This window comes from Methylobacterium sp. XJLW, assembly GCF_003254375.1.
GTDB lineage: Bacteria > Pseudomonadota > Alphaproteobacteria > Rhizobiales > Beijerinckiaceae > Methylobacterium > Methylobacterium fujisawaense.
On record NZ_CP016429.1, the window covers coordinates 167,398 to 190,843 of the forward strand.

Annotated in this window: 18 protein-coding genes; 13 read left to right on the plus strand and 5 right to left on the minus strand. The window is 68.2% G+C overall.

Annotation, left to right across the window (positions count from 1 at the left end):
* Nucleotides 1–15: 15 nt before the first annotated feature.
* Nucleotides 16–234 (minus strand): hypothetical protein, encoded by a 219-nt coding sequence (locus tag A3862_RS00790; RefSeq protein WP_043380921.1) that lies wholly within the window; start codon nt 232–234, stop codon nt 16–18.
* 269 nt (nt 235–503) lie between these two features.
* Here A3862_RS00790 and A3862_RS00795 point away from each other — a divergent pair, with 269 nt between their 5' ends.
* The gene (locus A3862_RS00795; protein ID WP_043345326.1) at nt 504–752 is read left to right on the plus strand and encodes a hypothetical protein; all 249 of its coding nucleotides are present in this window, start codon (nt 504–506) and stop codon (nt 750–752) included.
* A 182-nt stretch (nt 753–934) separates the two neighbouring features.
* Entirely contained in the window at nt 935–1,573 is a 639-nt protein-coding gene (locus A3862_RS00800) for a hypothetical protein (RefSeq protein ID WP_043755239.1), read from the plus strand.
* A 16-nt stretch (nt 1,574–1,589) separates the two neighbouring features.
* On the opposite strand, the gene A3862_RS00805 is transcribed toward A3862_RS00800, so the two are convergent.
* A complete protein-coding gene (locus A3862_RS00805) occupies nt 1,590–2,168 on the minus strand; it encodes a polysaccharide biosynthesis/export family protein (RefSeq protein WP_043345320.1) in 579 nt (192 codons plus the stop codon).
* A gap of 189 nt (nt 2,169–2,357) precedes the next feature.
* Between A3862_RS00805 and A3862_RS00810 the strand changes: the two genes are divergently transcribed.
* Nucleotides 2,358–4,580, plus strand: a complete 2,223-nt coding sequence (locus A3862_RS00810; protein WP_043755237.1) for a GumC family protein — start codon at nt 2,358–2,360, stop codon at nt 4,578–4,580.
* Nucleotides 4,581–4,623: 43 nt separating this feature from the next.
* Here the strand turns inward: A3862_RS00810 and A3862_RS00815 are convergent, their stop codons facing one another.
* Complete coding sequence (locus A3862_RS00815; RefSeq protein ID WP_052083517.1) at nt 4,624–5,811, minus strand: GNAT family N-acetyltransferase; 1,188 nt, start codon at nt 5,809–5,811, stop codon at nt 4,624–4,626.
* Between the two features lie 245 nt (nt 5,812–6,056).
* Here A3862_RS00815 and A3862_RS00820 point away from each other — a divergent pair, with 245 nt between their 5' ends.
* Entirely contained in the window at nt 6,057–7,118 is a 1,062-nt protein-coding gene (locus tag A3862_RS00820; RefSeq protein WP_043755233.1) for a polysaccharide deacetylase family protein, read from the plus strand.
* A gap of 83 nt (nt 7,119–7,201) precedes the next feature.
* Here A3862_RS00820 and A3862_RS00825 read toward each other — a convergent pair whose 3' ends face one another.
* Together A3862_RS00825 and A3862_RS00830 are read right to left on the minus strand one after the other, a co-directional pair.
* Complete coding sequence (locus A3862_RS00825) at nt 7,202–7,858, minus strand: DUF2155 domain-containing protein (protein WP_043380931.1); 657 nt, start codon at nt 7,856–7,858, stop codon at nt 7,202–7,204.
* Nucleotides 7,859–7,986: 128 nt separating this feature from the next.
* The gene (locus A3862_RS00830; protein ID WP_078947231.1) at nt 7,987–8,403 is read right to left on the minus strand and encodes an NADH:ubiquinone oxidoreductase subunit NDUFA12; all 417 of its coding nucleotides are present in this window, start codon (nt 8,401–8,403) and stop codon (nt 7,987–7,989) included.
* A gap of 513 nt (nt 8,404–8,916) precedes the next feature.
* Here A3862_RS00830 and A3862_RS00835 point away from each other — a divergent pair.
* The 9 genes from A3862_RS00835 (at nt 8,917) to A3862_RS00875 (ending at nt 23,431) form a co-directional block, all read left to right on the plus strand.
* On the plus strand, nt 8,917–12,648 hold the full coding sequence (locus A3862_RS00835) for a vitamin B12-dependent ribonucleotide reductase (RefSeq protein ID WP_043755229.1): 3,732 nt from the start codon (nt 8,917–8,919) through the stop codon (nt 12,646–12,648).
* 985 nt (nt 12,649–13,633) lie between these two features.
* Nucleotides 13,634–14,326: a hypothetical protein gene (locus tag A3862_RS00840; protein WP_111473133.1), complete on the plus strand. Its 693-nt coding sequence runs from the start codon at nt 13,634–13,636 to the stop codon at nt 14,324–14,326.
* On the plus strand, nt 14,323–16,524 hold the full coding sequence (locus tag A3862_RS00845; protein ID WP_111473134.1) for a DDE-type integrase/transposase/recombinase: 2,202 nt from the start codon (nt 14,323–14,325) through the stop codon (nt 16,522–16,524). The genes A3862_RS00840 and A3862_RS00845 overlap by 4 nt, the downstream gene beginning before the upstream one ends.
* Nucleotides 16,521–17,681, plus strand: coding sequence for an ATP-binding protein (locus tag A3862_RS00850; protein WP_111473135.1), 1,161 nt, complete (start codon nt 16,521–16,523; stop codon nt 17,679–17,681). Before A3862_RS00845 ends, A3862_RS00850 begins: the two co-directional genes overlap by 4 nt.
* Complete coding sequence (locus A3862_RS00855) at nt 17,678–19,570, plus strand: TniQ family protein (RefSeq protein ID WP_111473136.1); 1,893 nt, start codon at nt 17,678–17,680, stop codon at nt 19,568–19,570. Before A3862_RS00850 ends, A3862_RS00855 begins: the two co-directional genes overlap by 4 nt.
* Before the next feature lie 3 nt (nt 19,571–19,573).
* Nucleotides 19,574–19,840, plus strand: coding sequence for a DUF433 domain-containing protein (locus A3862_RS00860; RefSeq protein WP_111473137.1), 267 nt, complete (start codon nt 19,574–19,576; stop codon nt 19,838–19,840).
* Nucleotides 19,837–20,250 (plus strand): DUF5615 family PIN-like protein, encoded by a 414-nt coding sequence (locus A3862_RS00865; protein WP_164706324.1) that lies wholly within the window; start codon nt 19,837–19,839, stop codon nt 20,248–20,250. The genes A3862_RS00860 and A3862_RS00865 overlap by 4 nt, the downstream gene beginning before the upstream one ends.
* A 122-nt stretch (nt 20,251–20,372) precedes the next feature.
* The gene (locus A3862_RS32545; RefSeq protein ID WP_442919068.1) at nt 20,373–20,516 is read left to right on the plus strand and encodes a hypothetical protein; all 144 of its coding nucleotides are present in this window, start codon (nt 20,373–20,375) and stop codon (nt 20,514–20,516) included.
* Between the two features lie 518 nt (nt 20,517–21,034).
* Complete coding sequence (locus A3862_RS00875; RefSeq protein ID WP_236961644.1) at nt 21,035–23,431, plus strand: hybrid sensor histidine kinase/response regulator; 2,397 nt, start codon at nt 21,035–21,037, stop codon at nt 23,429–23,431.
* Nucleotides 23,432–23,446 lie beyond the last annotated feature (15 nt).

Below are 23,446 nucleotides of genomic sequence, written 5' to 3' on the forward strand. Positions count from 1 at the left end.
TCGCGACCGCGGGTGTCACATCCCGCGGTTGCCGATCGTCGGCAGCGTGGGCTGGGTGTAGGCGCGGTTCACGTCCCGGCGGCTCTGGGTGCCGTTCGTGTTGCCGGAGGCGCGGTAATTGTCGAGGTTGAAGGTCTCGGCCAGCCCGCTGCGCGAGTCCGGCCCGTCGCTGGTGCTGCAGGCGCACAGGCCACCGATGGTGAGTGCGGAGAGGGCGAGAAGGGTCAAGCGCATCGCAAATCCTGAAGCCTGCCGGAGTCGAGCCTCCCTCCGGCATCTCCCGGACGAGGCCTCGACGAAACGTCTCGCGGCATGGTCAGCCCGAGAGCGCGCCCGTCAAGGTCGCGCGCAACGTGTAAATCCGTTCTGTGGCCTCCGATGCGCAGCGGCCACGGAAAATCCACCACACCCCCGGTTTGGGGCGGATACCGACGGGCAATCGTGTTGAGCGCGGCCCGCGCCCCCTGGCGAATCCAGACCGTTTCGGGCGACAACCCTCGGCAATGAGCAACGTCTTGCCCTTCCGCCCGCGTCCCACCGTCACGCGCCTCGCCCGCTGCGAAGTCGTGACCGTGGCCGGTGATCTTCTCGCCCTCCTGGAGCAGCTCGAGGATGTGAGCGCCCGCGCCGCCGCGATGGGTCGCCCCGCGCTCGAGGTCGAGCGGACGGTCCAGCACCTGCTCGATGCCGTGAGTGCGGTCGAGCGCGCCCTCGACTGCATCGGCGAGGGCGAACAATCCGCTCCGGGCTGATCGGCGCTTCACCCCCACCGCATCCCGATCGCGTCATCGCCCTCAGACGGGGGCGTCGAATACTGCACCGTCGCGAAGTCGACGGGTGTTGCTAAGCAGATCGTAAATCATCCGGAACCCTCCAGTACGCCTTGCGGTTGAGGGTCGGATGCTCACGTCGGGCGTCGGTTCCGGAGGATGTCATGAGGCTTCGCACGAGCAGTTTGCTGGCCGTCATGACGTCCGGCGGCCTTCTCGCCGGGACGACGATGCACGCCCACGCGGCCGAACTGGGCTTCCTCGAGATGCTGTTCGGGGCTCGGCCGGCGGTTCAACAAGCTCAGCCCGCGCAGACCCAGGCTCCGGCCTTCGAGGGCCGTTCGTATGGCCGCCAAGCGAGCCCGCGGCTCGGCGCCGCGCGCCGGCGCTTTCAGACCCGCTACGCGGCGCTGCCGCTGAAGATCCGCGTCAAGGAGCGGGAGATCAGCGAGCGCCAGACCCCCATCGACATGAAGGGCGGCGCCACGGCGGCTCTGTTGAAGGACGAGACGCTGCGCCCCGGCGACATCGTGGTCCTGAATGCCGGCGCCCGGGTGTTCACCGGGAATCCCGACAAGCGTCACGCCATCCGGGATTTCGAACCGGTCCAGAACTCGCGCTTGGTCAGCAAGGGCACCCGCAAGGTCCTGGCCGGCCTGTTCACGCCGGTGGGCACCCTGCCCGCACAGGCCGCACGGCAGATGATGGCGCGGGCGAAACAGCCGGCCCCCGAGATCGCGACGCCGATCCCCGCGCAGAAGACCGCGATGCGGGTGATCAACCCGTGGCATGAGGCGCAGTGATTGGCCCGGCCGTCGCTCAGAAGAAGCGCTCTTTGATGACGATCGTGTCGCCCGGACGGACCGCGTAGGTCATCGGCACGATTCCTGAGACCAGCGTGCCGTTGGTGTCGCGGGTCAGAACGGCATAATCCCGCGCCGCCCGGGGGCCGAAGCCGGCGGCGATGGCCACCGCCGTCTCGACGGTCATGCCGTTGACGAACGGATACTGGCCCGAGGTGGTCACCTCTCCGAGAATGTAGAAGGGCCGGTAGGCGTCCACCTCCACGGTGACGTGCGGCTCGCGGACGAACCCGGCCGCCAGCTTGGCTTCGACCGCCTTGGCCGCCTGGGCGGTCGTCTGACCGCCGACCTGCACGGTGCCGATCAGCGGCATGGCGATGCGACCGGCACCATCCACCGCGTAAATGTTCGACAGGTTGTCCTGGCCGAAGACGATCACCCGGAGCTTGTCGCCCGCCGCCAGCGTGTAGCGGGCAGCGATCGACCCGGTGCCGGTCGCGTCGAGTTCGTCGGTGCGGAAGCTCGGCCGCAGGCAGCCGCCGAGTGCCAGAGTCGAGCCGAGTGCGAGGAGCAGAGCGCGCCGGTTCATCACCATCGCCGTCAAGGATGCAGTTGCCGGATCATCTAGGCCGTTAAGGTTAATGAAACTTGATCACCGCCGGACGGGCCGGCCGGCGCCGCCGGTCCGCGCGCGCCTTAACTCTTGAGCAACCTTAACATCCACTAATGGCGGCGGGCGGGCAGTAATGCCGGCCCGGTTTTCCGCCGCGTCCAGAGCGTCCGCATGTCCTCTATACGTCAACGCTCGACCAACGCCCTGCCCAGCCCGCAGCCGCGCGCCGAGGAGGGCCTCGGTCTCGCGCAGCTGCCGCGGATCCTGCGGCGCTCGATCGGATGGATCGTCGGACCGACCCTGGTGGTCGCCCTGGGGGCGAGCGTCTTCGTCAACGTGGTCAGCCCCCGCTACACCGGCGAGGCGAAGGTTCTCCTGGAGAGCCGCGACCCGGCCTTCGCCCGCACCGCGCAGGAACGCGCCGACCAGCTCGCGCCCATCGACGAGCAGGCTGTGGCGAGCCAGGTGCAGGTGGTCATGTCCCGGGATCTCGCCCGCGAGGCGATCCGCCGGCTCAAGCTCGTGGGCAATGCCGAATTCGATCCCGGCGCCGGCAGCATCGGCCCGGTGCAGCGCGTGCTGATGATGCTCGGCATCGGCGCCAATCCTCTGGACCGCCCGGCCGAGGACCGCGTGCTCGATGCCTATTTCGATCACCTGCTGGTCTTTCCCGCCGGAAAGTCGCGCATCCTGACGATCGAGTTCCGCGCGAAGGATCCGAAGCTCGCGGCCGAAGCCGCCAACACCATCGCGAAGCTCTACATCGGATCGCTGGAGGCCGATAAGGTCGATACCGCCCGCTATGCCTCCACGTGGCTCGGCGGCAACATCGATGGGCTCCGCAAGCGCGTCGCCGAAGCCGAGGCGAAGGTCGAGGCGTTCCGCGTCAAGAACGGCCTCGTGGGCAGCGCCGGCGCCACCGGCCGGCCCCTCAACGCGCAGCAGCTCGGCGAATTGTCGAGCCAGCTCTCGGCGGCGCGGAGCCTGAAAGCCGATCTCGACGGCAAGGTGAAGGCCATCAAGGACCTGATCAAGGACGGGCGCGCCTTCGAGATCCCGGATGTCGCCAACAACGAGGTGATCCGGCGGATCGTCGAGAACCGGATCTCGGTGCGCGCCCAGCTCGCCCTCGAATCGCGCACGCTGCTGCCGGCCCATCCGCGGATCAAGGAACTCAACGCCCAGCTCGAGGATCTCGACGCGCAGATCAAGGCTTCCGCCGAGCGCATCGTGCGGACGATGGACAACGACGCCAAGATCGCCGGCGCACGGGTCGAGAGCCTCCGGAGCGCCGTGGACGGCCAGCAGGACGTCGTCGCCCAAGGAAACGCCAGCGAGATCCAGCTCCGCGCGCTGGAGCGCGAGGCCAAGGCGCAGCGTGAGCAGCTCGAATCCTATCTCGGCCGCTACCGCGAGGCGGCGGCGCGCGACGGCGAGGCGGCGACGCCGGCCGATGCCCGGATCGTATCCCGCGCGGTGACGCCCGAGGTGCCGTCCTTCCCGAAGAAGTTGCCGATCGTCGCGTTCGCGACGCTGCTGACCCTCATGCTCTCGGCCGGCGGCGTCATCGCCAGCGCGCTGCTCGCCGAATCCGGCCGCGCTGCCGGACAGCGCGACGGCGATCCGACGGACGATCGCCGCCGCCGCGAGCCGGTGATGGACCGGCCGACCTTCGCGTTTCCGGAGCCGATGCCGTCCGAGCGCTGGTCCCAGCCGTCGGAGGCCGCAGCCGCCTCCGCGACGACGGCACCCGTGGCGAAAGCGTCAGCCGGCACCGGCGAGACCTTCGACCTTGCGCCCCTCGTCGCGCGCATCGCCGCAGCGCCCCGCGACCCGGGGGCCCAGTCCGGCCGCCGGATCCTGATCGTCGAGACCGAGGACCGGCGCGGTCCGGCGACGCTCTCAGAGGCCCTGACCCGTGCCCTCGGCCGCGAGGGGAGCCTCGTCGCCGTGGATCTGAACGCGCCGAGCAGCGGGCCCCGGGGCTTGGGCTTCTCCGACCTCATCGCCGGCGAGGCTGCCTTCCTCGATGTGATTCAGGCCGGTCGCGCCGGCGGCCATCATCGGATCGCGGCCGGGCTCCACGATTCGACGGTCCTGTTCGACGCGCCGGACGCTCTGGTGTTGACCTTCGAAGCCATGGCGGAGGCCTACGAGTGCGTGCTCTTCCGGCTCGCCGCCGCGCCGGGCGCCGTCGACCTGCTCGAACTCGTCGCGGGCTTCATGGACTGCGTGGTGATCGCGTCGAATGCCGATGCGGAGGATCCGGCGCTGGCCGATCTCTACGCCCTGGCCGAGGATGCGGGTGCGGGGCAGATCCTGGTCGCTCAGGACCGTCCGGCGAATGCGGATTTTCAGGATCCGGCGGCCGAGCTGCGCCTCAGCGCCGCTTGAGACGGGTGCCGCCGGGCGCGGGTCCGGCCCAGGACGGCGACGGTCAGGGCCGGCGGCGCAAAGCCCGGAGCCGCTTGAGGACGGCGTAGAGACGCGGGTCTCGCTTGATGCGCCGCTTCGTGCGCGTCAGGCTTCCGCGCACGGCCCCGTAGGTCCGGCCGCGCAAGCTCACCGGTATGACCGTCTCGACGAGGCTGATCGTCTCGTCGCAGATGCTGGCCTTGTAGCGCGCCTCGCCGACGCCGAGGTCGAAGCCCTGCCGGCCCCGGTCCGTCTGATCGCGCACCAGATGTTGCAGCAACAGGTCTCCGGGGCTGTACCGGGCGATCTCCGGGTCGGCGTCGAATGCCGTCATCATGCCGCTGAAGCGCCGGTCGCTCACGGCGCCGCCGAACGTTGCCAGGACCCGGCCGCTCTCGAAGAGGCAGAGGGCATGCACCTCCATCGCCGGCTCCGCGCCGGTCGACGCCGCCGCGAGGAAGGCGCGGATCGCGGGATCGGCATAGGGGTCGGAGATGCCCATGACGGCGAAGCGCGCCGATTTCTGCGCGTAGAAGGCGGCCAGCAGACGCTGCGCCTCCTCGGGCGTCCCGGCGCGGCGGTAGGCGATGGCGCCGTGCGCCTCGATGAGGCGCTTCTCCTTCGAGCGCAGCTTCTTGCGGGCGTCGGCGCTGAAGACCCGGCGCACGGTCGCCTCCGGGTCCGGCCCGAGCATGAGACCGTAGGCATCGCTGGCCTCGGGCTCGCCAGTCGCGGCGAGCGGATTCGCCGCCCCGTCCCACATCCTGGGTTGATGCTTGAGGGTGTAGGCGTCGATGCCGTTGGCCCGGCCCGCCTGGATCAGGGCCGTGACGATGCTGCTGGGCGGGAGGGCTGCCGCATCGCGGGTGGCGAAGAGCGGCATATGATAGTTGGCGTGCGTGTCACCGACGGTGCGCGCGATGCGGAGGCCGTGTTCCCGCTGCAGCGTCAACGGCATGAGAAGGCGTGGACGCCCATCTGCATTCCGGACGATCACGATGCGGGCATGCTCGACCTGCCCGGTCGCATGCAGATAGGCGCTCACCCAGTCGAACCGCTGATAGGGCGTCCCGAGGGCGGCCGGGTCGGTTTCGAGCCGGCGCCAGAGTGCCTCGGCGGCATTCAGATCCGGGATGATCTCCGCGATGAGCCCGTGGGCCAGGCGCGATTCGACCATGTCCGTTCCCGCCATCTGGACGCCGGTCGCCATGACCCGATCTCCCAGGGACCACCGACGATCCCGTGCCACCCGAATACTGGGTTCCAGGGCCTGAATGGCCCGTCACCTCAACGCGGGATCCTGGGCCCGCGGCGCGGCACGGCGCGGCAAAAGGGATGCGTGCCTAACAGCTCCTTTCTTCCGGTTGCCCCTCGGTGCGACGGCTTTCGGATTTGTTTACCGCGTCGCGCCAAGGCTCCGTGGTACGGGCGCTGCGGCCCGATCGGTTCAGAATCATGCTGTCGTCGCGCGCCAAGCATCGGGTCTTCGCGTCCGGCTTTCGCGCGATACAGGCGCTCGGGGCGGATCGGTGGCTCGGCCCCGCCGCCCGCGGCCTCGGTGTGATCCTCACATTCCACCACGTCAGCCCCGCGCCGAGTCCCGCCTTCGCGCCGAATCGCCTGCTGGGCATCACGCCGGAATTCCTCGACCTGACCCTGCGGGAACTCGATGCCCGGGGCTTCGAGGTCATCGGCCTGGATCACCTGCCGGAGCGCCTGGCCGAACCCGATTACGGGCCGCCCTTCGCGGTCCTGACATTCGATGACGGCTACCGGGACAATGTCGTGCATGCGCGTCCCGTGCTGGCCCGCCACGGCGCGCCGTGGACGTTGTTCGTCACCAGCGGCTTCGCCGATCAGGGCGGCCGGCTCTGGTGGATCGAGCTGGAGCGCGCGATCGCGCGCCTCGATCGCGTGCGGATCGACATCGGGTCCCGCAGCGTGGACTTGCCGGCCCGCAGCCCGCAGGAGAAGGCTCTGGCCTTCGAAGTCGTTTACCGGGACCTGCGCCGCGGCCGCGAGGCCGACCTTCTCGACCGGATCGCCGAGCTCTGCCGACAGGCCGGCTTCCCGCCCGGACGGATCGCCTCCGAACTGTGCCTGTCCTGGGCGGAGCTGCGCGATCTCGCGGCCGACCCGGCCGTCACCATCGGCGCGCATACGGTGAGCCACCCGATGCTGGCCAAGCACGACGCCGCCTTCGCCGCCCGCGAGATCGCCGAGGGACGCGCGCGGATCGAGGCGGAACTCGGACGGCAGGTGCGGCACCTGTCCTATCCGGTGGGAGACCCGACCTCCGCCGGACCGCGGGAATTCGCTCTGGCGCGGGAGATGGGCTTTGCGACGGCAGTGACCACGCGGCCCGGTCACCTGTTCGCCGAGCATGCCGCGCACCTTCAGGCCCTGCCCCGGGTCTCGGTGAACGGCTGCCACCAGACGGGTGCGGCGCTCGCCGGACTCCTCTCCGGTGTTCCGTTCCTGGCGTGGAATCGCGGGCGGCGCGTCAACGTCGCCTGAAGCGGCGTCGCGGTTCGAACCGGCCCCTGACGACGCCGGACGAGTTCATCGAGGCGGGTGCGGGGACCGGATCGCGGACGCAGTCAGCGGAATAGAGCGTCGAACAGGTTCTGCGGCTGATGCGGTGGCGGCGGAGCCGGTGCCGGACCCTCGTTCGACGGGAAGAACTTGCGCGAGGGCTTCTGGCGCGGCTGGACGGGCACGCCGCGCGGCGCCTCCACGTCCACCTGCCCGGCCGCATTGAGCTGCTGCGCGGTCTTCGTGGGGTCCTTGCCCGGGCGCTTCGCCTTCTCGGGCTTGGCCGCGACGGCCGGGACGTCTTCCTGCTCCTTGGCTTCGGCGATCACATCGCTGCCGCCTTTGCAGTCGACCAGCCACACGTCGTAGATCGGATGCTCGATCGCGTGCAGTCCGGGGCTCGACGCGAACATCCAGCCGGTGAAGATGCGGCGGTACTTGTTGTCGAGGGTCACCTCGTCGACCTCGAGGAAGGCCGTGGTCTTGGCGCTCTCGGTGGGCGGACGCGTGTAGCAGACCCGCGGGGTGAGCTGCAGCGCGCCGAACTGCACGGTCTCGTCGACCGCCACCTCGAAGTTGACGATCCGGCCGGTGATCTTGTCGAGGCCGGAGAAGACCGCGGTCGGGTTCTTGATCTTGTCGGCGGCGGCGGGGCTGGCGCAGATGGCGAGCGCCAGGCTCGGGGCGAGCGCGCGGCGTGCGAAGGCGGTGATGCGGCTCAAGGCTCGGACCCCTAGACGAGGGTGGCCGGCCGCGCCAACGATTGCGCGGCGGACGATCGGGATTGGCCCGTCATGAACACCGGAACGGTGGCGGCAAAAGGGCGCCGGGTCCGCGGGAGACCGGGGATCTACTCGCCCGGCGACCAGGAGACGTAGTCGCCGGTGGCCGCCGGCCGCTGGCCCCAGGAGAGCTGCGAACCCGCCGGCCGGTACGCGTTGGCCGTGCCGGTCTGGTTCTCGATATGCGGCTTCTGCCAAGCCTTCGGCTCGTAGTTCTCCTCGCTCGGGGCGAGATCGACATTGTGGCAGAGCCAGCCACGCCAGCCGGGGGGGACCTTCGAGGCGTCGGCATAGCCGTTGTAGACGACCCAGCGGCGCTCCGAACCGACCGAGCGGTCGATCAGCGCGCCTTCCGCCTTGTAGTACTTGTTCCCGAACTCGTCCTCGCCGACGAAAATGCCGGTGCGGGCGGTCTGGAGCGCCAGGGAGACGGTCTGGCCGTTCCACCATGTGAAGACGCGCAGCAAAGTGTCCTTCAGCGCCATCGCCGGTCCCGAGATCGTGCCGCGCCGCGGGGGCGCTTCTCGGCGTCGTTATGGTGACCGCGCGCCCGCGAGTCCAGCCGCGAGACGGAAGTGTCGCTGTGCGGCAACGCTCAAGGCGGGCTTTCCGCTCCCCGTTTCGGCCGGGCGCCCACCGCTCTCTCGACGGTTGTGAATCTAAAATTTTCCCGATCCGATTCCGGAAAGCGGGAAGGACACTTATCCGGGCCCGGGACGATATCCACAGGCTTTTGCGAGCCGGCACAACATCTAGCGGGGAACAAGGCCGCCGAACACCACTTGTTGACGTGAGAAGGAAGGCGGCGGTATTCTCCCGGCATCGGTCGCGACCTTGGAGTGGCGCGTTGAGCAGGGGCGACCGTTCCTAGATTTCGTTCGCGACACCGGGTGACGACCCTTCGCCGGGCGTGTTCGGCCGCGAATCCCAATATCGGGCATAGACCCCGCGTCGCGCGGGGCCGGGGCCGTCGTGTCCCGTCGGAAGAGGTGTGTTTCATGCGGTTCGAGCGTCGCTACACAACGGCCGGACAATCGCCCTACGCCGGGATCCCCTTCCGCAAGGCCCTGAGCGAGATCCGCAATCCGGACGGGTCGATTGTGTTCCGCCTCGACGGCATCGACGTGCCAGAGAGCTGGAGCCAGGTGGCGAGCGACGTCCTCGCGCAGAAGTATTTCCGCAAGGCGGGGGTGCCGGCTCGCCTCCGCAAGGTCGAGGAGAACGCGGTTCCCTCGTTCCTGTGGCGCTCGGTGCCCGACGAGGCGGCGCTGGCGGATCTGCCGGAGGACGAGCGCTTCGTTTCGGAATCCTCCGCCACGCAGGTCTTCGACCGGCTCGCCGGCTGCTGGACCTACTGGGGCTGGAAGGGCGGCTATTTCTCGTCGGAGGCGGACGCGTCCGCCTTCATGGACGAGTTGCGCTTCATGCTCGCCCGCCAGATGGTGGCGCCGAACTCGCCGCAATGGTTCAACACCGGCCTGCATTGGGCCTACGGCATCGATGGCCCGAGCCAGGGACACTATTACTGCGACCCGCAGACCGGCGCGCTGACCAAGTCGGCCACGGCCTACGAGCACCCGCAGCCGCATGCCTGCTTCATCCAGTCGGTCCAGGACGACCTCGTCAACGAGGGCGGCATCATGGATCTGTGGGTGCGTGAGGCGCGCCTGTTCAAGTACGGTTCGGGCACCGGCTCGAACTTCTCGCAGCTGCGCGCCGAGAACGAGAAGCTCGGTGGCGGCGGCAAGTCGTCGGGCCTGATGAGCTTCCTCAAGATTGGCGACCGGGCGGCGGGCGCGATCAAGTCGGGCGGCACCACCCGGCGCGCCGCTAAGATGGTGATCGTCGATATCGACCACCCGGATATCGAGGCCTTCATCGACTGGAAGGTGAAGGAGGAGCAGAAGGTCGCCGCCCTGGTGACCGGCTCGAAGGTCGTCTCCAAGCACCTGACCCTGGTGATGAAGGCCTGCACCCAGTGCGAGGCTGAAGGCGACGCTTGCTTCGATGCCGAGCGCAACCCGGCCCTCAAGCGCGAGATCAAGGCTGCCCGGCGGGCGTCCGTGCCGGACGCCTACATCAAACGCGTGGTGCAGTTCGCCCGTCAGGGCTTCACCAAGATCGACTTCCCCGTCTACGACACCGACTGGGATTCCGAGGCCTACCTGACGGTGGCCGGCCAGAACTCCAATAACTCGGTCTCCCTGACCGACGGCTTCCTGCGCGCCGTCGTGGCGGACGCGGACTGGAACCTCACGGCCCGCACCACCGGCAAGGTCACCAAGACCCTGAAGGCGCGTGAGCTGTGGGAGCGGATCGGCGAGGCCGCCTGGGCGTCGGCGGATCCGGGCCTGCACTTCAACACCACGATGAACGACTGGCACACCTGCCCGGCGGGTGGGCGGATCCGGGCCTCGAACCCGTGCTCCGAGTACATGTTCCTCGACGACACCGCCTGCAATCTCGCCTCGGCGAACCTGCTGACGATGTACGACCGGGAGACCAAGCGCTTCGACGTGGAGGCGTTCGAGCACCTCAACCGCCTCTGGACGGTGGTGCTCGAAATCTCCGTGATGATGGCGCAGTTCCCATCCAAGGAGATCGCGGAACTCTCCTTCCGGTACCGGACGCTGGGTCTCGGCTACGCCAATATCGGCGGCCTGCTGATGACCATGGGCCTGCCCTACGATTCCGATGCGGGCCGGGCACTGGCCGGGGCGCTTACCGCGATCATGACCGGTGTCGCCTACGCCACCTCCGCCGAGATGGCTGCCGAACTCGGCACCTTCCAGGCCTATGACGAGAACGCCGACGCGATGCTGCGGGTGATCCGCAACCACCGTAGGGCCGCGCATGGCGAGACCGCAGGCTACGAGTTCCTAAATGTCGCGCCGGTCGCCCTCGACCATGCCAACATCCCGCAGGCCGACCTGGGCGACCATGCCCGCGCCGCCTGGGACCGGGCGCTGAAGCTCGGCGAGGAGCACGGCTACCGGAACGCGCAGGCCACCGTGATCGCGCCCACCGGCACGATCGGCCTCGTGATGGATTGCGACACCACGGGGATCGAGCCCGACTTCGCCCTGGTGAAGTTCAAGAAGCTCGCCGGTGGCGGCTACTTCAAGATCATCAACCAGGCCGCGCCGGACGCCCTGCGGGCGCTGGGCTACCGCGAATCCGAGATCGCCGAGATCGAGGCCTACGCGGTCGGCCACGGCTCCATGGGCCAGGCGCCGGGGATCAACCCGACGACGCTCCGCGCCAAGGGCTTTTCGGACGAGAAGATCGCCGCGGTGGAGAAGGGGCTGAAGTCGGCCTTCGACATCAAGTTCGTGTTCAATCGCTGGACGCTCGGCGACGACTTCCTGATCCAGACCCTGAAGGTCCCGGCCGAGAAGCTCGCGGACCCGACCTTCGAGCTGCTGCCGTTCCTCGGCTTCTCCAAGAAGGAGATCGAGGCCGCCAACACCCATATCTGCGGGGCGATGACGCTGGAGGGCGCGCCCTTCCTCAAGCTCGAGCACTACGCGGTCTTCGACTGCGCCAACCCGTGCGGGCGGATCGGCAAGCGCTACCTCTCGGTCGAGAGCCACATCCGCATGATGGCGGCGGCCCAGCCCTTCATCTCGGGGGCGATCTCCAAGACCATCAACATGCCGAACGACGCCACGGTGGAGGATTGCAAGGCGGCCTACCTGCTGTCCTGGCGTCTCGCCCTCAAGGCGAACGCCCTCTACCGCGACGGCTCGAAGCTGTCGCAGCCGCTCAACTCGGCCCTCATCTCGGATGAGGACGACGAGGCGGATGAAGGTATCGAGGCGCTGATCCAGGCCCCGGCCGCCGCCAAGGCTGCCGCGGTGGCGGAGAAGATCGTCGAGCGGGTGATCGAGCGGGTGGAGCGCATCCGCTCCCGCGAGAAGCTGCCGGCCCGGCGCAAGGGGTACACCCAGAAGGCAGTCGTGGGCGGCCACAAGGTCTACCTGCGCACCGGCGAGTACGACGACGGGCGGCTGGGCGAGATCTTCATCGACATGCACAAGGAGGGCGCGACCTTCCGGAGCTTGATGAACAACTTCGCCATCGCGATCTCGCTCGGCCTCCAGTACGGCGTGCCGCTGGAGGAATACGTGGAGGCTTTCACCTTCACGCGGTTCGAGCCGGCGGGCTTCGTGCAGGGCAACGACGCGATCAAGAACGCGACCTCGCTCCTCGACTACGTCTTCCGCGAGCTGGCGGTCTCGTATCTCGGCCGCGCCGACCTCGCCCATGTCAGCCCCGCCGAGATCGGCGGCACGGTGATCGGCGGCGGCGAGAGCGGCGACACGACCCGCGAGGGCCCGAAGCCCGCCCCAGCCTCCTCGGTCGTCTCCCGCGGCCTCCTGCGCGGCTCGGCCGACCGGCTCACCCTGATCCAGGGCGGCCCGGCGGGCGGGACGGTCGGTGTGGGCGCGGCGAGCGCCGGTCAGTCGGCCCCGGCCGGCGGAACGGTCCACGCGATCCGCGGCAGCACCGCGCTGAAGGCGGAGCCGGTGGCGCCCGGTCAGGCCGAGACCATCGCGGACGCCCTGCCCTTCGCAAAGGTGGAGCGGAGCGTCGCGGACCGCCGCGCCGAGGCTAAGATGAAAGGCTATGTCGGCGAGGCCTGCCCGGAATGCGCGAACTTCACGCTGGTCCGCAACGGCACCTGCCTGAAGTGCGACACCTGCGGGTCCACGACGGGCTGCTCGTAATCCCGACGTCCTGGGGTGGATGTGACGACGCAGGTAGTTTGTCGTTAGACTAGCCGGGTGTGTCGGCCAGGAACTGCGAAGTTTGTCGGCCGGGGCGGAAACGCTCCGGCCGACAACTTTTTCCCCGGCCTACAGGCGGCAAATACCAGTGTCTGCGGAGGGACTGCTTTTGGCGGTGGTCTCTCCTTGGCCAGTAAGGTCGCACGCAATCGCGACGCCGGTGCCTAGGGAAATGCCACGGCGGCAGCGTCCGCCACATTGTTGAATCTAAAACGCCACGACTGCTCCGGTGGCTCTGAACGCCTGGTCGCTGGGTAGGATACGGGTCGCTGACCCGACCGACGTTGCCCCGCGGGGCTTCGGACGCCTGTGAAGAGCGGGCGTAGCGGTGACAGCGCCGTCAATCCGCATCGACCAGGGTAGCTACTTCGTGCTCACCCGGGGTAAGTTATGTGGTTTCTCAGACACAGGTGTACGCGTTCTCGCCCTCGCCATCGTTGCGCAGGGTGATTTTTTTCTCGCGTAACGAATGGCGCGGGCCTTTCGCCCGGGCATTACCCAGACACCCAAGCTCCTGGAATCGTTTCACTTCCTGGGCGCAAGCAGCGCTCGGCCGCAAGCGATTCGATTTGCTGGGCAAATCCGCTTGCCGCCATCGAGCGAATTTGCTCGGTTGTGCGCGAATTCGCGAATTCGGAGGGACCCGATGACCTAGCCCCATCCTGAAACGGGAGAGGCGCCCCGAGCTGGCCGGCTCGAAGCGCCCCTGATCCGTAGGCCGTCCGCCATGCCCACGAAGCTACCGGGCGGCCCATCATCACCACCACAGATCGAATCCCTGCATCGGTCATCGAATCTTGCATCGGCGGGCCGATCCTGCACGCGCGATTCACAGCGCGCAAGTGGGTGCGACGGCTAAATCGCCTCGATGCCGGGTTCGCCACAGAAGGGCGTACCTGACGTGTCGATCTTCCCCGAAACGCACATGGACGACGAGCCGGCCCACCGCTGGCGCGAGCCCTCGCGCTCGGCCGCGACCCGTCGGCCGTCCGAGAAGCCGAACGCCGCCGCCCGGCCGATCCTCGTCTCGCCCGACGACCAGCGCGAGATCCTCTGCGAGAGCGAGCTTGAGGCCAAGGCTGCGCTCATCCTCATGGCGCGGCCCGACTGCAAGCACCTGCGCGAGCAGCCCGCGCCGATCCGCTACCTCGACCACGAGGGCATCGAGCGTCGGCACACCTTCGACTTCCTGATGGTGCTGTGGTCCGGTGTCCGGCTCGCAATCGTCGTCAAGCCGATCCTCATCGCCGAGCGGCGCGCGCTGAGCACCCTGGTCCGCCTTATGGCGACGCAGATGGACCCGCGCTTCGCAAACGGCATCCTCCTGATGACCGACCTGATGATGTCGCGGGCGACCGTCGCGAACGCGCGCCTCATCCACGATGCCAAGCGGTTGCCCGACCCTCGGCTCGACCATGCCGTCCGCGAGATGGTCGCAACCCTCAACGGCGCGACCACGATCATCAGTATCGTCCGGGCAGCCGGCCTCGATGGGCATGACCAGGCCTTCTACGCCGTCGCGCGCGCCATCGGCCGAGGGACCATCGCGCCGGTCAAGAAGGAGCTTATCACCCCCGACACGCTCGTCGCCCGCGTCCGGAACAAGGAGGCGCGGTGACCCAGACCCCTCCTGACCGCATCTCGTTCGGCCCGCTCGATCGCATCTGCATCGGGGCGGTCGCGTACACCTGCGTCGAGACGACGGAGGTTGGCCATCGGCTGCGCCGCGTCGACGACCCAGAGATGTTCGAGACGGTCTCCCACGCCGCGATGGCGGCGTACGAGAAGGGCGAGGGCGACAAGCCATACCGCTACGACCGGGACTGGTTCCAGGAGGGCAAGGTCAAGGCGCGTATGCGCAGCGGGGTCGAGCACTTCGCCGACATCCCCTTGCGGGAGCAGCCCAAGGTCCTTTGGAAGTGGGAGTATTGTGAACGCTTCGAGTTGATGGCTACCAAGGGTGAGGCCGAACGGTCCAACTCGGGCATGGAACGCGCTATCGCCAAAATCGCCCCGAAGGTGAACGCGCTCGATTGCGCCAAGATCGCCCGGCGCATCGACGAGAAGCGCAAGAAGGGCAAGCCGGTACCACTGAACAAGGACGGCAAGCCGCGAAAGGTCCGGTCCGGCACCGTGATCCAGCTTCGCGAGCCGCCATCCTATCGAACCCTTCAGCGCTGGCTCGCCATCCTCGAAGATTCCAACTGGTGCATCGAGGCGCTGCGCGACGGCTACCGTCATTGTGGTGACCGCACCCCGCAGATCGAGCCGGAGGCCCACGTGGTCATGGTCGAGAAGGCGCGCGGCTACGCCGCCCAGGAGCGCCCCTCGAAGGAGAAGCAGTATGACCGGCTGGAAAACGCGATTAAGGAACTCAATGACCAGCGCGCCCTGACCGGCCTGGAGGCGCTCACGCTCCCGAGCAAGCGCCGGTTCTACGCCGAGATCGGCAACCTGGACGCCTTCTGGGTGTACGCGCGCCGGCACACGCCGGAAGCGGCCGCCCGCAAGTTCGCCGGGGTCGACGATGGCCCGATGGCGACCCGGATCGGCGAGCGCATCGAGATGGACGAGTGGCAGGTCAGCCTGCAGAAGCTGCTGATCCGTTCCGGTGCCTGGGACCATCTCTCGCCCGAGACCCGCAAGGCGGTGAAGCGGGCGCGTTGGTGGTTGTACGCCGCCATCGACCGGGCCAGCCGCGTCATCCTCGCGATGCGCCTGGTCGAGCGGCCGTGCGCGGCCGAGGCCGTGGCCACCATCCGCATGATCCTGCAGGACAAGTCCGCCCTCGCCGATGCGGCAGGTGCCATCTCGGGATGGTTCATGCACACCGGCCTGGGCACGGTGGTGACGGACTGGGGGTCCGCTTTCCGGGCGGAGGAGACGCGGCGGGTCGTGCGCTCCCTGGGGGGCACCTACACGCACCCGGCTGCCGGCAATCCGGGGATGCGCGGGACCGTCGAGCGCATGTTCGGCACGCTCGAAACCAGGTTCATGCCGCACTTCGTCGGCCGGACCTTCTCGAACGTCGTGCAGAAGGGCGACTACGACGCCCAGGCGAACGCGGACCTGCCGCTCGACGTGCTCGCGAGGCTCCTCGTCCGTCACGTCGTCGATGACTATCACCGGCGGCCCCACCAGGGGCTCGGCGGCGCGACCCCGTACGACGCCTACTGCCAGATCATGAAGCGGACGGGCCGTATCCCCATCCACGACACGAACACCCTTCGCGCCGTCTTCGGCATCGAAGAGACCTGCGCCCTCGACAACTCGGGCGTCGAGATGCTGGGGTTGAAGTACCAGAACAAGGAGCTGTTCGAGTTCTTCACCCGCAAGGGCGTGTGCGACGTGCTCGTCCGCGTCGACCCCGAGGACGTCGGGTTCGCCTCCGTCAAGCTGGGCGAGGACTGGGTGACCGTCCCGTGCCGGCAGCGCGAGTTTCGCGGGGTGCCGCTAAGGACCTGGATCGAGACCGCGGACGAGCTCAACGCCCGCTTCAAGGAACGGGCCGCCCTATCCCGGCCCATCGTCCTGGGGACCCTCAGGGCTATCGACGACGTCGCCGCGGAGTACAAGCGGAAGGCGGGCATCGTCGATGCCCTCGACACCCCGGAGGCGCTCAGGGCCGCCCGTGAGCGGCTCGGCCTCGGCTTCCGCCTGCCGGAGTGGGACGAGGAAGACGCCGGAGGTGACCTCCTCGACGGGGTCATCCCGGTCGGGGCGGTCTCTGAGCACGTGCCGATCCCCGAGGACCTTCCGAACGATGAGCCGGCCGAGGACTGGCGCATGGGCGACCGCAACGAGGGCAAGTCATGAGCGATGCGAACTCCCGGAGCGGCGACGTCCTGCGCGGCCTCCTCGCCGCCATGTCCCCGACCGAGCGTGAGACCCTCGACGTCGTGGAACGCGTCAAGGCGCGCGTGATGCGGACCAAGGCTCGCGATGGCGCGGTCGAGGCCGCGTTCGCCACGCAGCGCCGCGAGCTCGTCACCAGGATCGACCTCGCGCGCCCGCTCGGCCCGGGCAACAGATCCGAGGTGCGGGCCCTCGTCCTGACCGGCAATACGGGTGCCGGAAAGAGCTCGCTCTTGAGCCGGACGATATCCGCCGTTCCCGGCTTCGAGGGGTTCGGCGTGCCGAAATCGGGCTGCCCGGCGATCAGCGTGCTCACCCCGGCCCCCTGCAACCCGAAGGCCCTCGGCCTGGAGCTCTGCCGCCGGCTCGGTTACCCGCTTACCGCCGAACGGTCCCTCCCCTACGTCTGGGCGACGGCGCGGGACCGCATGGAACTGCACGGCATCGCCGTCCTCCACCTCGACGAGATCCACAGCGTCCTGGCCACCGCCAACGAGAAGGAGCTCACCCAGCTCCGCATGATGCTGAAGACCTTCCTGGCCTCGCCGGACTGGCCGGTAGCCTTGCTGCTGTCGGGCCTCACCGAGGTCATCCCCTTCCTCGAAGGGCCCACCGAACTCGACGACGACGACAGGCCGAAGCCGGATACGAAGGGCGAGCTCCGCCGCCGGTGCCTGTTCGTGCACCTGCCCTCCCTCACTCTGCCGAAGGACGCCAGGAGGGTGACCGAAGCCGGGAACGGCCCCGCGGCCAAGAAGGCCAGCGACCCCGAGATGGTGACCGTGGCCGTCGCCGACATGGCTGGCGTCGCCGGCATGTCGTTGCAAGCCGACGCCGTGCACGCACTCATCCCCCGCCTCATCCACGCCAGTCTCTACGAGCTGGGCACGTCGCTACAGATCGCCCAGGAGGCCATCGCCCTCGGCCACGAGGCGTCCCCCCGGGCGAAGCTGCTTACGGCGAAGCAGTTCAAGCTCGCCTACAGGATGCGGACCGCGTGCGGGGACGAGATGAACCCCTTCCACGCCGCGGACTGGCTCAAGATCGATTGCCGTCTGGTCCTGAAGCAGAATCGGGACGAGGCCGAGGCCGTGCGGATCGCCAGGGAGGTGGCGTGAGGCTCGACCCGGTCGTCCCGTTCATGCCGGGCGAGACGCCGGACGGGTTCGTCTCGCGCCTCGCGCGCCTCAACCGCATCGCCGGCGCGGCGCGCCTCTGCTCCGACCTCGGCGTCAGCTACAACGGCGTCCTCGGCGGCAGGCCGGAAGCGCTCGCCCGCGTGGCCGAACTCGTCGGCATGGACCCCGCCCCCCTCCACCGCCAGGCATGCATCCGCGACGGGGACCGATGGACCCTCCGGGGCCAGTCCCTCGCCGCCTCCAGCCTTTTCCGGGAGGCGCGCCGCGTGTGTCCCGCATGCCTCCAGGAGGACCAGCAGACCTCGGCGCTCCCGCCCACCCTATCACCGTACTTTCGGACGCTCTGGCACATCGCCCACGTCCGGGCATGCCCCGTCCACGCAGTCGGCCTGGTCGAGCTCCCGCGGGCCGGCGTCGCACGCGCTGCCCGCGACTTCTCCGTCCTTCTGCAGGGTCACCTGGATCGCCTTGACGCTCTGGTAGAAACCGCGGCCATCCTCGTACCGTCACCCTACGAGGCGTACCTTATCGCGCGGCTCGACGGGGCGCCGACCGCGTCCCCGTGGCTCGACGCGATGCCCTTCCACGTCGCCGCCCGGGCCTGTGAGATGGTCGGTAGTGTCTCTGCCTTCGGCCGCCGGTCCGGCAGAAGGTCCCTCGGGGAGGTCGAGCGCCATCGTGCCGGCGCGGCCGGATTCGATGTGCTGCGCGGCGGGCCGGACGCTTTCGAGGTGTTTCTCTCGGACCTACGCAGGTCCGCGACCGGCCGCGACGACGGGCCCAAGACCTGGTTCGGCGACTTGCACGACTGGCTGCGCGACACGCTGCTCGATGATGAGCTCGCACCTGTCCGACACGTCGTCGTGCGCGCTGTGGCCGGCGCCAGGCCGATGCGCCGGGGCGAGCGCGTCCTTGGGCAGGAGGTCGAGCGGCCCGCCCTCCGATCCGTCCGGACCGTGCACAAGGACACCGGCCTGCATACCGCCACCGTCAGGCGGGTGCTGACCGGCGCCGGCCTCATGGCCGCAGAACCCGTCGGATCACCCGCCAAGTTGAAGGTCGCGGCGGCCCCGGCGGAAGGCTTCCTGCGGAAGCTCCAGGGGTCCCTCGTCCAGCGCGACCTGATCGCCTTCCTCGGCCTCGGCCGCGGCCAGACGGCGGCCTTCCTCGACGCCGGCCTCATCGCGCCCCTGCTGGCGGGGCCGAAGGCCACGGCCGGGCGGCCGCGCTACGCGCGGGAGGACGCCGAGGACCTGCTCCGCCGGCTCCGGGGGGGCGCGTCCGAGATCAATTCGCCCCCGCCTGGATGCGTACCCACCGTGAAGGCCTCGCGGCAAGCCAACACACCGATTGGCGACCTCCTCCGCCACATCCTGGAAGGCCGCCTCCCCTGTGCGGGCTGGTCGAGGACGGCCCCCGGCCTCCAGGGGATCTTCGTCGATCTCGCCGACGCCAAGGCCCTGTGCCGGGGGGCGGACCTCGACGGGTACGTTCCCTCCGAGGTGCAGAAGATGCTCGGGGTCACCAACGATGCCGTGAACGCCCTCATCGCGGCCGGGTTGCTGCCGACCGTGAGCCGCATCCACCCGGTGAAACGCTACCCGATCCAGGTCGTCTTGTGGGAGGCGTTCGCACGGTTCCAGGCGACCTACGTCAAGCTGTTCGACTTGGCGGAGGAGACAGGGCTGCATCACGTGGCTCTGAAGGCCAACCTCGACCGTCGGGGCGTCGTGCCCGCCTTACCCGGAGAGGGGAAGGTGGCTACGTTCTACAGACGGTCGGAGGTATGCCTAGATACCGGTTCAGCGATCTTAGACGGTGTGGTATCGTCTACGACCCAGGATATGCCAGGAAACGCTAGGAGCTAGGTCATGGGTTCGGCCCTCCGAAAGGTGGATCTGGATGTTGAGGTCGTGAGCGATCCCGAGGTGATGAGCGGTGACCCGGTGGTCTCGGGAACGCGGGTCCCCGCCGAGACGATCGTCGCCTACCTGCGCGCTGGCCACACCGATCAGGATATCTACGAGGACTATCCGACCCTCCAGCCTGGGGCGATCGATGCTGTCAGGCGTTGGGCGGAGCGCGAGTATGGAACAGGCTGGCTCGATCCGATCCAGAGCCCGGCGGCGGGCCGGTGAGTGACCGTCTCTTGATCGATGAGTGCCTCAGCAGCCGGCTCGTAGCCGCGGCCAAGGCTCGCGGCTACGTCGCGGACTACGGGCCATTCATCGGCCTGTTGTCCAAAAAAGATTGGAATATCGTCCCCTACGCCCTTGAGAATGACTACGTCGTCGTCACGAAGAACCGAAAGGATTTTCTCAAGGAGTACATGAAGTACGACGTCCATAACGGGTTGATCATCGTCGTGCCCGATGCACCGAGAGACGAGCAGATCCGCCTGTTCAATGTCGCCCTCGATAAGGTGGGTGAACTGGAAGGCGACCTCGTCAACCATGTCGTCGAGGTGTTGGCCGACGGTTCCGTCCACGTGCGGGAGTGGACGTCTGACGCGCATGACGTGAGCCATATCGGTTCCCCCAAGTGGTGAGGTCGCCCGAACCCTTCCCGCCCCGCGGAGACGACGAGCGGATCCCACGCCGTGATGTCGGGCTCCGCGGGGCCCGAGCCGAGGCCGTCCGTTCGGCCGTCGCCTCGGCTCACCTGGCCGGGGTGATCCCGAGCCAGGAGACCCTGGCCGTATTCGAGGACTACGTCTCCGGTGCCATCGACGCCGACGGGATGGTGGATCGTGTCCTGAGGATGTACGGGCCTGACGCCCAACCCATACCCCTCCCGGCCCAGCCCGTGAGGTAAGTCCGGGTTTCATTGCCGCCTGTGCATCCCGCGGCCCCACGCCAGCACCGGTGTCGGACGTTCGATGCCCGTGGCGAGCGAGCGTCGCAACAGCCGACAAACTTCGCGGTTCCAGGCCGACAAAGCTGGTGCCAAGCCACCGGTGGTGGTTATGTCGGGGCAACGACTTAGCGGGATTCGCGCCGACAAACTACCTGCGTCGGCACAGTGGAGATTTGGGTGACGGCAGCGTTTGCCTTTGTTTAACGACGACGGCAGCACTCAAAATCCGAATCGCTCGATCTCCTTCCAGGCCGCCTTTCGGCGGCCTGGAACATTAAGCAGAACAAAACATGAATATATGGCCTCTTGCGACAATCATGGGCCGACCGAATAGAGCGCTTTACGTGTGCGAGACGGCTCTGGATCCCTGAGTTGTCGCGCTGGACCGAGAAGGCCGAACGTCGATCCGCTCGCCGAATCGTCAGGACCGAGCGGGCTTCGAAATTAACCGCTCGGGGCCATGATGGGACGTCTCAGTGTCGGACGTCATCATGCGGTTGCGCACGCTCCTCGCCCTCACTTTCGCGGCCGGGGCGCTGCTCCTCACCTTCGCCGCCACGATCGTCGTCTCCCAATTCATCGCGGCGCGGGTGCAGATCCGCGCGGAGGCCCACACGGCTGACCTGGCGGAGCATCTGCGCCAGATCATCGACGCCAACATCAGCGAGCGGCTCGGCGACATGGCCGTGCTGTCCTCGGTCGCCCGGACGAACGCCACCACGCCGGAAGCGCGGCGTGCTTGGGTCGACGCCTTGCGCGAGAGCTTTCCCGCCTATGCCTGGATCGGCTTCGCGGACCGGACCGGTATCGTCCTCGCCAGCACCGACGGCATGCTGGAGGGCGAGAGCGTTGCGGCGCGTCCGTGGTTCAAGCGCGGCATCGAGGCCTTGGCCGTCATCGACATCCACGAAGCGAAGCTGCTGGCCAAACGCTTGCCGTCGCTGCCCTACGGCGAGCCGCGGCGGTTCGTCGACGTGGCGATGCCCTTCCGCGACCCTTCCGGCGCCGTCGTCGGCGTCGTCGGCGGCCATCTCAGTGTCAGTTGGATGCGTGAGATGAGCCGAGCGGCCATCGCCACCGCCCTGAAGCGTGAGCCGAGCGTCGAGGTGCTGATCCTCGCTGGGGACGGAACCGTGATCCTCGGTCCCGGCGATCAGGCCGGTCGACGGATCGATGTCGATCTGCCCGCGCTTCCGGCGCTGACGGCCGGTGCCGAGCTCGCGAGCGCCCGCGGGACATGGCCCGATGGGGGCGATTACTTCACCGGCGCGAGCCGCGCCCGACCCGTGGCTGACAGGCCGACGCTGCCCTGGACAGTCCTGGTCCGCCAGCCGGTCGAGGTCGCGAAGGCGATCTCCGATCCCATCGTCAATCAACTGGTACTCGGCGGCGCGGCTTTCACGCTTCTGTTCGCGCTGCTCGGCTGGTGGGCGGCCGAGCGCTTGGCCGAGCCGCTTCGCGCCTTGGCGGGCGCCGCTGGCGGCATCGGCCATTCCTCGACGAACGCGCAGCTACCCAAGCCGCACGGCTACCGGGAGATCGCAGAACTGACGGATGCCCTGACAAAATTGCTGGCCCGGCTCGGCGAGCGTGATCGAGCCCTGGCGCAGGCCAACACCGATCTGGAAGGCCGGGTCGCAGAGCGGACTGTGGAACTGGCCGAAGCGTGCCATCGCGCCGAGAGGGCGCAAGCGCGCGCCGAAGCCGGCGAACGTGCCAAGGGCGACTTCCTGGCGACGATGAGCCATGAGGTCCGCACGCCCCTGAACGCTATCGTGGGCTTCGGTGACCTACTCCGTGATGAAATCAACCTCACCCCGCACCAGATGCGCTGCATCGATCAGATGCGCGTCGGTTGCGAAGTCCTGACGACGGTCGTCAACGACATCCTCGACTACGCACGCATCGAAGCCCATGGCGTCGTACTCGAAGCTGCCCCGTTCTCGCCGCGAGGGCTGATGGAGGAGACCGTCGCCCTCGTCGCCGGCACCGCCGAGCGCCAGGGTCTCGACCTTCGGTTGGACGTCGGCGCAGGCGACGAGCATTTCCTCATCGGCGACAAGACCCGCTTGAGACAGGTGCTGCTCAATCTCGTCAATAACGCGGTCAAGTTCACGCCGCAGGGCTCTGTGACCGTCTCTTTGGAACAAGCGGCAACGCCGGATGGCATCGCTCTGCGCGTCGCCGTCTGCGATACGGGCATCGGCATTCCCGCCGAGGCGCAGGCGCGGCTCTTCACCCGCTTCGTGCAGGCCGACAGCAGCACCACGCGACGGTTCGGAGGTACAGGATTAGGGCTGGCCATATCGAAAGGGCTGATCGAAGCGATGGGCGGCGCCATCGGCCTTGAGAGCCGCGACGGCGTCGGCTCGACCTTCTGGTTCAGACTCGTGCTTCCGCGTGTGCCGACTGGCGAGCGGTCGCCCGAACGACCGGTTGCCGCGGCTCTGCCCAGACCGGTCGAAGACGACACGTCGCGGCAGGCGCATCTGCTCCTCGTCGAGGACGGCGCGATCAACCGCGAGATCGCCCAGATGGTTCTGGAGGCCATGGGCTATCGCGTGTCCATCGCCTGCGACGGCTCGGAAGCCGTGAAACGGGTGCAGGAGCAGGCCTACGATCTCGTGCTGATGGATGTGGAGATGCCGGTCATGGACGGCATCACGGCGATGCGGCTCATACGGGGGCTCGAGGGTGTGGTGCGCGCCGTGCCAATCATCGCGATGACGGCGCATGTCCTGCCGGAGCAGGTTCGCGCGCTCCTTACGGCGGGCGCAAACGATCACGTCGGAAAGCCCTTCGACCGAACCCATCTCCGCGCGGTTATCGAGCGCTGTCTCGTCGAGTCCGCCGAGCGGTCCCGAGCCGCTTGAACGACCCCCGACAGG